The following is a 6937-nucleotide window of genomic DNA, read 5'->3' as shown; positions in this document are numbered from 1 at the left end:
AAGCAACAGACATCCATCTCGTTCCAATGCAAGACCGATATGATATTTGTTTCAAAATGAATTCCAAACTAGAGCGGTCCGGCACATATCCCCCACAGTTGGCCGCCCGAATGATCTCCTTTTACAAATTTCTTTCCTCATTAGATATAAGTGATAAACGAAAACCCCAAAGTGGTTCATTTCACAAAAAAATTCGCAGCGTAAACTTTTCATTCCGTGTATCGACTATTCCCTCCATCCAAATGAAAGAAAGTGTCGTCATCCGTATTCAAAGACACGATCAAATTGTCCCTTTGGACAAGCTATGCATCGATCCCGTTTGGGAACAGAAACTTCGGCGGGCAGCGGAAGAACAGCAAGGGTTAATTCTGTTGACTGGCCCAACCGGGAGCGGAAAAACCACAACTATTTATTCGATCACTGCACATTGCGTCAATCAACTTGAGAGGCATGTGATTTCTTTAGAAGACCCTGTTGAAAACAATCATTCGCATCTGCTGCAAATACAAGTGAATGAAAAATCCGGCATGACATATGCTGCGGGGCTAAAAGCGATACTGAGGCATTCCCCGGACGTCATCATGATCGGAGAAATAAGAGATTCTGAAACTGCAAAAACTGCCGTGGCCGCTGCATTGACAGGTCATCTAGTATTGACGACGGTCCATTCAAAAGATCCGGAGGGCTGCTTCTATAGAATGATGGATTTCGGGATCACTCCGGAAGAACTGAGGCAAACAATCGTATGCATATCCGCGCAACGTCTCATTCGGAAAAAGGATGGCGGTTTCGGTGCAGTATTTGAAATCGTTCAAGGCGAACTGCTGGAGGCGATTGCGGATGGAATCATTTCTGGCGAACAAGTGGCTGTACCAAAGGAAATGACAATCGAAGCGGTCATGAAGAAATATAGCATGGAAAAAGGGATATCCCATGTTTGAAAAAAGAAATCTCTTATTGAGGCGAGTTGTACGAACCATTGATAATCGCCCTGCATTTTTAAGAAAGCTTTCAATGCTTATGCAAGAGGGCTACACATTCAATGATGGATTGATATTGTTATTGCCTTACCATTCAAAAAACTACAGTGATTTGCTCGATCAGACAGAAAAGGCATTGAAGGCAGGCCTTGGGGTGACAGAAATTCTAAGAATGCTTGGATTTTCCGCGAATTTCCTATTACCGGTCGTCATCGCGGAAGTGGATGGGAAATTGGTGGATGCATTGAAAGGAATTGCGGAAAGAATGAAGCAATCGGAGGAAAGAAAGAAGAGACTGCGGAATGTACTGCTGTATCCATTCGTTCTATTCTCTTTCCTTGCTATCTTTTTGATCGTTTTCAGAAGTCATTTCCTTCCGAATTTGCAAACGATGGTGATAGCGAGGAATGACACGGCTTCCGGCTTCGTATCCCTTTTGCCGGTCATTGTCTCCAGGATCCCTGATATCTTGATTGTTGGCGGTTTACTCCTCGTCATAATTGCGGGTATCGGAATCACCGTCTATCGAAGATTGCCGCCCCATCGAAAAATTCGTTTTCTTATGTCCATACCTTTTGTCGGTTCATTATTTTCAAAATGGAAAACGAGGGACTTTTCAGGTGAGCTAGGCGGCCTCCTTCAATCGGGCATATCCATGCAGGATGCACTTGGAGTGTTGGTGGAACAAGAAGTGGATCCGATTCTAAGTGAAGTTGCGAAGACAATTAAAGGATATGTCATTTATGGAGAAAATTTCGATGTGGCTATCCAACTGACAGATGGTCTGCGGAATGAAATGAGCGCATATGCGAGACATGGTTCTGACACGGGACACTTGGCAAAGGAGCTTCTGCTGTTTAGTGAAAATCTGCATGACATGGTCGAAGAGGAAATGGGAAGATGGCTTGCTCTGCTGCAGCCAGTCTTGTTCTCAATACTGGCCGTATGTATTTTAGCGGCTTATTTGGCATTGCTGTTGCCGGTCTACAGTACGTTCGACAACTTATAAGGGGGAGGAAAGGGTTGAAAATAGTCAAGGAAGAACAGGGGTTCACGCTGATAGAGATGATGATCATTTCAAACGTGCAAAACTGAAAACGGCTCAATCGCAGTGTTTAAATGGGTTAAAGATTGATTGAGCCAAACGGAAAATCACACAAAAACCACATTTATTTTCATTTTAGATAAATTGGCGGAAATACTCATTGATTTTATCATCACTTTGCTGCTGCATCTTTTTCGTGACGTGTGTGTAAATCTCTAAAGTGATATTAATATTTGAGTGGCCGACTCGTTCCATAATAACAGGCAAGTCTACACCAGCTTCTACAAGCATTGTAATATGCGTGTGTCGCAGTATATGCGTGCCATTCACATCTTTGATGCCATACGCCTTGTATATCTTATTAAAAACAAAACTAATCGTTGTTGCTCGAACTGGTTGTTGATTCTTGCCGGTAAACACTAAATCGCACCATTCTGATTTTTTGTCGCGCAAACCAGTCAACTTTTCTTTATTGTATTGGACTTTCATTTTCTTTAACTCATTTGTTAGTTCTTCATTAAAAGATACAGTCCGATTGGAGTCTTCCGTTTTCGGTGGTGCAAATTCAAACCCACCTTCGGTAGCAGGCTTCTCAAATAACGTTTTATTCACCACTAAAACATGCTTTTCTAGGTCGATATCATTCCAAGTGAGCGCTAACACCTCTCCAATGCGTAACCCCGTAGAAAGCATTGTGAGGGCTATTGGATAAGCATTCCTTCTGCCAGATGACTTTACACCAGTTAAGAAACTTTGAATCTCATCTTTTTCCAGATACTTTTTCTTTGCGTTAACAAGTAATTGTGATTTCTTGTTAGCTTTCGGCGCGACGGTATCCTTCACAATGTTTTTTTCAATATATTCATTTTTGAAAGCAAAATCAAACATTAAATTCAAAGCGGTTCGAGTACCGGCGATATGATGATGTGATATACCAGTATCACGTCGCTCTATTAAAAACTTTTGTAAATCACTAATTTGAAGTTTAGCTATCAAGTGCTTGCCGTGCTTGTCCACGAACGGTTTAAGAGCTACCATTCTAGCTTTTACTGAAGATGCTTTGACTGTTTCCTTGTACACATCCAACCACTCGGCATACACCTCGTTAACCGTCCTTTTGGCTGTTTGACGTTCTTTTGAAAGTTCATCAGCCGCTAATTGCGCGCGCCTCATTGCTTCCTTTTTTGTGGCACCCCGACGTGTTATTTGCCGGCGCTCTCCTGTTAATGGGTTAGGTGTAGCATCCACAGTGCATACCCACTTACCATTACTCAATGTTCGACAGTACATTTTCATTTCCCCTTTCAGTGTGAAAGTTGTTTTTCAGCAACTTTAAATCCAGTTGCGTGCAATTTTCCTAAGTAACGATCCAATCGTGATTCTGCAAAGCCCAGTTCAACATTGAATGTTTTGGCGATCATTTGCGCGGCTATCTTCCGATCTGGCGGCAACCGGATTCGCTGCAGCATAAAAGTCGGCACGCAAAAATGGTACATAAAATTGTCGGCATCCCATTCTTGCAACTCGACAAACATGGGATGCAGTTTTCTTTGATGACCAGCATGACGGAGGATATGACCAAGCTCATGTGCAAACTCTTGCCATTTCTGCTCAGGTGTCAAATATCGATTAAGGTAGATGTACTGCCGGCCGTTTGCGTATACAGCTTCACTCGGCCAGCCGAATGTGTAAATAATGATATTCAATCGTCTTGCAACATCGCCTAACTTTAATTGTTCAGGACGTCTTATACCGATTTTTTTATATTGGTCGATGATGAAATCTTCCAAGTGACTGTACGCATAAATGATAATCACCCTCTAAGTTGTAATTTGGAACATATGTTCTTTGTGTGGTTAAAAGAAAAGCCCGCTACGGGCAAGTCACTTTATTTTGTTTTCTAAACTCCTAATTTTAATTCCGGACAAAACTAATCCAATGCCAGCGAAGAGTCCGCTTAATGATCCAATCGCTGCGGCTATTCCAATATCCCCGAACATGAAAACAGATATTATCAAACCTAGAAAACCACCAACAATTAATAGAGAACCTAGTATGATAACGGTTATCGTCATTGGTTTTAAACCTCCTTATCGTTGCACAAATTGCGGATAAACCATTTTTCCGTCTACGACATCCAAAAGATTTTCAGATCTAAAGGAATCCCAATTTATATTGTTCATTGTTTCCCTCGACATCCAAGTCCCCATTACTTCATCGTCTGATATATTTCCGTTTACGTCTTGCATAGGAAAGGTTATTGAAATCCACACTTCTTGCAAACTCTCTATTTTAGATAGTTCCTTATAAAGCGCTGTCGAATCCTCGTAAAATCCATATCCGATTGACGTGTCATTCCAACCGTCCTTACCTTTAACTACTACAGTGAGGGACATATCATCTTTATCCAATTCAATGTTTTGCACGGTTTCATTGATTGGGTCATCCCCAAACTTAAAAATCTTGTAAGCAACTTCTTTTGCCTGATCTTCGATGTTTAATTCACGCATTGCTGCCTCGACTTTTTTCTGCTCAGGTGTGGAATTTGTAGCACCAGGAGTTGTCTTTGTTTTTTCGGGAGCTTTATTTTCTGGTTTATGAGTCTCTACTTTGTTGATTACCTCATCTTGTTTCTCTAAGTGCTTATCTTTCTCAATTTGCTCCGTTGTCTTTAAACCGGTTATCTGCGATCCTCGTTCTGAAAATTGATCTAACGAAATTCGCTCTCTGGGTTCGTGATTGGCAATTCTTATTACTATAGAAGAAACAAGAACCAGAAGGGATAGTGACGTAAAGATGGCATATCTCTTTTTTGAATAAGGAGTTTTTATGCTCGCCTTTACAACCCAAAGAATTGAGAAGACGACCAACGACGCGATACTAATGATCAATAAAAGAAATGCAACGGTATTCATTTAGATAATCACCTCTGCTTTCGATCACTTCTCATAATTTCCCACATATCACGCAGCTTCCGCAAATCCTCTTCATCAGACTTAGGTAGCTCTTTATACCAGCGCTGAAGTTCCGGATCATTTGCAAAAGCTTGAAATTCTTCCTCCTCTATTTCGGCAGCAGTTTTTTCTTTTCCTTCTAAGATATAGTCGGCCGAACAATCAAAGACTTGTGATAAAGCTTTTACGTCATCTGAACCCGGTTCTGTATATTCTCTTTCCCAGTTAGATATCACTTGTGACGAAACGTTCACTTTATCCGCTAATTGTTTTTGTGTTAAATGAGAGCTCTTTCTTAACTGTTTAATGCGTTTGCCTATACTCACAAGTGAACCTCCTTTTTATAGAATATAACAATTAGTAACGGATTATGATACATAACTAACGGTATTTGAGAATTATTTAATATAAACTGTTGACATTAACGAAAAACGTTAGTATAGTATTGATTAACGGATAGCGTTAGTTAGCGAGGTGAATAATTTGGTCCACAACAATTTAAAAAAGATAAGACTTGCAAAAGGGGTAACACAAACCCATTTAGCAAAACGCTTGAAAGTTACAACTATGACCTATAGTCGGTTAGAAAACGGGGAAACTAAGATTGACGTTGAACGACTTATGGTTCTTGCGAAAGCACTCGATATAGAAATAGAAGTTTTTTTTAATAACGAACTAACGGAATGCGTTATATCGAATCTTGGTAGCGAGAAAGAAGTCGTTTAATTTTAGAATCCTCACACCCAGCAACAAGCATCCGAACGAGCGGAGCAGGCCACAACTTATCAGTTAGGATAGTAAGCCGCGCCAATAGGTAACGCCAAGATGTCGGGCACTTGTTGATGGGTGTGAGAGGCAAAACGAAGGAGGGGGCAAAATGTCAGAAGTCACTTTAGTAAACGCAGCGGACCTGCAAGAAATCATTGGAAGTGAAGTAAGAAAGGCGGTCGGCGAAGCATTGCGAGAACGCCAACTACCAATCTTACTTTCATTACAAGATGCAGCGGACCTGCTGGGAGTCAGTCATACAACTGTTTACCGGGCATCGAAGATTCAAGGTTTTCCAGTCACTCATGATTTTGGACATGCAAAGATTGTCACGGATCAATTGCTTGAATGGATTAAGAGCCGTAGCAATTACGATTTGGTTTACAACTTTGGAAGTCGGGAGGCAGTGCGATGAATCAACTCAAGGTTATTTCGATGGATGGTCAACTTGTCACGGATAGCAGGGAAGTCGCGGAAATGGTAGGACGTGAACATAACGCATTATTAAAAAGTATCCGGTCATACCATCAATATCTTACTCAGGGCGGTTTCGCCCGCAGTGAATTCTTCATTGAAAGCACTTATGAAGACTCAACCGGCAGAACATTACCTAGCTTCCTGATTACTCGAAAAGGGTGCGACATGGTAGCAAACAAAATGACCGGTAAAAAGGAGTTTTGTTTACAGCTACTTATGTAACAAAGTTCGAGGAAATGGAGAAGACGCTTCAAGGGCAAGACGCGCCGAAAGTGTTGTCTCCAAAAGAGCAGTTGATGGCGTCAATGCAATTGACATTGGAAACGGCTCAAGAGGTCGAGGAAATCAAAGGCAAGGTCGAGCAGCTAGAAGACAAGATCGATAACCAAATGACTCTAGATTATGGGATGCAACGCAGGTTGCAAAAGGCGGTAGGGGCTAGGGTTTACTCTCTTACTAAGGATGAAAGCGAAAAACGGCGATTGTTTAGTGAGTTGTACCGTGAAATTAAGGACAGATTCGGAGTTGCTTCATATAAAGACGTTCTTCGGAAGGACTTACAAGCTGCGATTTGATACGTGGAGGCGTGGATACCGCGGCGAGCGGCGTAAGTGGGCCGGGGGAGGGACCCCGGCTAGGTGAAAGGTTTTTGTAAGTGGTTGTTGTTGCGGAGTTTTGGAGGTCTACATCTATAGAGTACAACAGCCCTCGTT

General features: G+C 41.7%; 11 protein-coding genes. 6 read left to right on the top strand and 5 right to left on the bottom strand.

What is annotated here, in order from left to right; genetic code table 11:
- Both comGA and comGB read left to right on the top strand, forming a co-directional pair.
- Positions 1 to 941, top strand: a 941-nt coding sequence (gene comGA, locus AWV70_RS20560) for a competence type IV pilus ATPase ComGA (protein WP_235588786.1), incomplete at its 5' end; no start/stop codon positions are given.
- Positions 934 to 1989 (top strand): competence type IV pilus assembly protein ComGB, encoded by a 1056-nt coding sequence (gene comGB, locus AWV70_RS20555; RefSeq protein WP_060210358.1) that lies wholly within the window; start codon positions 934 to 936, stop codon positions 1987 to 1989. The genes comGA and comGB, both read left to right, overlap by 8 nt.
- 171 nt (positions 1990 to 2160) lie before the next feature.
- On the opposite strand, the gene AWV70_RS20550 is transcribed toward comGB, so the two are convergent.
- From AWV70_RS20550 to AWV70_RS20530, 5 genes are all read right to left on the bottom strand, one after another.
- Entirely contained in the window at positions 2161 to 3273 is a 1113-nt protein-coding gene (locus tag AWV70_RS20550; protein WP_160327702.1) for a tyrosine-type recombinase/integrase, read from the bottom strand.
- Between the two features lie 56 nt (positions 3274 to 3329).
- Positions 3330 to 3842, bottom strand: a complete 513-nt coding sequence (locus AWV70_RS20545) for an ImmA/IrrE family metallo-endopeptidase (protein WP_235588785.1) — start codon at positions 3840 to 3842, stop codon at positions 3330 to 3332.
- Positions 3843 to 3908: 66 nt separating this feature from the next.
- Positions 3909 to 4100: a hypothetical protein gene (locus AWV70_RS20540; protein WP_060210355.1), complete on the bottom strand. Its 192-nt coding sequence runs from the start codon at positions 4098 to 4100 to the stop codon at positions 3909 to 3911.
- A gap of 15 nt (positions 4101 to 4115) precedes the next feature.
- Positions 4116 to 4940, bottom strand: coding sequence for a hypothetical protein (locus AWV70_RS20535; protein WP_060210354.1), 825 nt, complete (start codon positions 4938 to 4940; stop codon positions 4116 to 4118).
- An 8-nt stretch (positions 4941 to 4948) separates the two neighbouring features.
- Positions 4949 to 5305, bottom strand: a complete 357-nt coding sequence (locus AWV70_RS20530) for a helix-turn-helix domain-containing protein (RefSeq protein ID WP_060210353.1) — start codon at positions 5303 to 5305, stop codon at positions 4949 to 4951.
- Positions 5306 to 5462: 157 nt separating this feature from the next.
- On the opposite strand from AWV70_RS20530, the gene AWV70_RS20525 reads away from it, so the two are divergent.
- From AWV70_RS20525 to AWV70_RS20510, 4 genes are all read left to right on the top strand, one after another.
- Positions 5463 to 5705 (top strand): helix-turn-helix domain-containing protein, encoded by a 243-nt coding sequence (locus AWV70_RS20525; protein ID WP_060210352.1) that lies wholly within the window; start codon positions 5463 to 5465, stop codon positions 5703 to 5705.
- A 151-nt stretch (positions 5706 to 5856) separates the two neighbouring features.
- A complete protein-coding gene (locus AWV70_RS20520) occupies positions 5857 to 6162 on the top strand; it encodes a helix-turn-helix transcriptional regulator (RefSeq protein WP_060210351.1) in 306 nt (101 codons plus the stop codon).
- A complete protein-coding gene (locus AWV70_RS24230) occupies positions 6159 to 6446 on the top strand; it encodes a Rha family transcriptional regulator (protein WP_060210350.1) in 288 nt (95 codons plus the stop codon). Before AWV70_RS20520 ends, AWV70_RS24230 begins: the two co-directional genes overlap by 4 nt.
- Entirely contained in the window at positions 6425 to 6799 is a 375-nt protein-coding gene (locus AWV70_RS20510) for an ORF6C domain-containing protein (RefSeq protein WP_060210349.1), read from the top strand. The genes AWV70_RS24230 and AWV70_RS20510 overlap by 22 nt, the downstream gene beginning before the upstream one ends.
- The last annotated feature ends 138 nt before the right edge of the window (positions 6800 to 6937 follow it).

The sequence above is a fragment of the Sporosarcina koreensis genome (genome assembly GCF_001531445.1).
Classification (GTDB): domain Bacteria; phylum Bacillota; class Bacilli; order Bacillales_A; family Planococcaceae; genus Sporosarcina; species Sporosarcina koreensis_C.
Note: the sequence above shows the minus strand (reverse complement) of the source record. Positions and strands in the feature narration are given on the sequence as shown.